Raw genomic sequence first — 1,705 nt, forward strand, 5'->3', positions numbered from 1 at the left:
TCGGGCTGCTGGTCACCCAGCCATTGTGGGAATCACTGAAGAACAGGTGCACCCGTTGGCGGGCACCGGGTTTCAACAGGCCGGCCTTTTTCAGGCGTGGCTCCAGAGCCTTGCGAAAACCGCGCAGAAAGCGCTGCATCTCACGACCTTCGTTGGTGTCCGGATGCTCCAGAAACACCTCGCTGAAAGGGGCCGCCTGCTTCAGAAGCGGCCACAGTTCGGCAATCCGGTCATCGCCGATATCCACGAACTGGCCCTCGGCCAGGCTCAGGCTACGGGCAAAAATCAGCCCGCTCCCCAGCAGTGCCGCCATCGAGCCCTGCTGACTGTGCCAGAGCACATAGCCGCTATCCGGGACGGTACGCGGATAACCGCCAACCATCTGCTCTGCCGCATGGTAGTTCAGCTCCGCAGCCAGGTCGTTCTCGAACCCGGGGCGGCACAACCCCAGCAGGGTTTCATCATGGGCGTGCTGCAAGTCACTGTGCATGTTGGTCTCGCGCTGGTTACAATGTGGCACATTGTCCTTATCACAACGGCTGGATCAATAATGAAAACAATATTGCCGCTGACCCTGGGCCTTGGCGCTGCCCTGCTCTCCCCTTTTATACACGCCGAAGAAGAACTGGCACCACCGGATGTGGATTTCTACGCCGAGGCGCAGATGCTGCGCGCGGATCTGGCGCCCTACGGCTTTGATACCACAGACGGGCTGGATATTCGTCTGGGCATGTGGCTCAACAGCGTTGATATTGGTGGAGACTCTCGACTGGGACTGGAGGCGGGCTTCCTGCGTCAGAGCAAGGATTCCATCGACAGCGAATTCGTACGGATGCCGACGTTGTCGGAAGGTCAGGCTGGTGCCAGCAATGTCCGCATTAACGAAGAAGACTCGCTAGAAATCAATGGCTTCACTGTAGGGCTCCTGTGGCAAACCAAGCGTTGGGTGTACTTGAAAGGCGGCGCCTATATCTACGATTTCGAGCTGGAGAATCGTCAACAGCGCACCCTGCTGGATAATAATGGCGACCCCCTGGTGACGTTTAGGGAGGCCCCAAGCAACGACAGCCAAAGTGGTATCGCCCCTTATCTGGGCGCCGGATTGGCTATTCCGTTGCTGGACAACCTCTCCGTCACGGCGGATTACCGCCAGACACAACTTGAATCCGAAAACTTCGACACCTTTGGGGTGGGACTACGGTATTCCAACTGACCCGGGGATGCTGTTGGAGCCATGCTTTCCAGCCGAAGCGCCTGGCAACGGTCTTCGCTCTGCAAGCAAAACTCCAACAGCGCCACGCCTTTTCATCTCTCAGCAGACCACCGTCTGCTGTTACTTCACAAACACCACGGTCTTGTTGCCATCGACGATGACCCGGTCTTCCAGGTGCCAGCGAACTGCGCGCAGCATTACCTGCCGTTCCACATCCTGCCCCAGCGACTTCAGCTCGTCAGCGGAATGCCGATGGCTGACCCGCTGCACGTTCTGCTCGATGATCGGCCCCTGATCCAGATCTTCTGTCACATAGTGGCTGGTGGCACCGATCAGTTTGACGCCACGATCGTGGGCCTGCTGATAGGGGTTGGCGCCCACGAAGGCTGGCAGGAAGGAATGGTGGATGTTGATAATGCGGTGCGGATGGTGCGAAACAAACTCGCTGCTCAGAATCTGCATGTAGCGGGCCAACACGATCACGTCCACCTG

General features: G+C 58.2%; 2 protein-coding genes and 1 pseudogene. 1 reads left to right on the plus strand and 2 read right to left on the minus strand.

Features of this window, described 5'->3' with window-relative positions:
• Positions 1-490: pseudogene (locus B3Q33_RS12770) on the minus strand (23S rRNA (cytidine(2498)-2'-O)-methyltransferase RlmM); the annotation flags it as partial.
• A gap of 60 nt (positions 491-550) precedes the next feature.
• On the opposite strand from B3Q33_RS12770, the gene B3Q33_RS12775 reads away from it, so the two are divergent.
• Entirely contained in the window at positions 551-1,213 is a 663-nt protein-coding gene (locus B3Q33_RS12775; RefSeq protein ID WP_273009439.1) for an outer membrane beta-barrel protein, read from the plus strand.
• Positions 1,214-1,333: 120 nt separating this feature from the next.
• Here the strand turns inward: B3Q33_RS12775 and B3Q33_RS12780 are convergent.
• On the minus strand, positions 1,334-1,705 hold a 372-nt coding region (locus B3Q33_RS12780), incomplete at its 5' end, for a formyltetrahydrofolate deformylase (protein WP_286828006.1).

The organism is Alcanivorax sp. UBA3183, from assembly GCF_002364155.1.
GTDB classification, from domain to species: domain Bacteria; phylum Pseudomonadota; class Gammaproteobacteria; order Pseudomonadales; family Alcanivoracaceae; genus Alcanivorax; species Alcanivorax jadensis.

Excerpts from the sequence above, each read along its gene's own strand:
- B3Q33_RS12775 (WP_273009439.1), top strand. The coding sequence starts at position 551 with ATGAAAACAATATTGCCGCTGACCCTGGGCCTTGGCGCTGCCCTGCTC.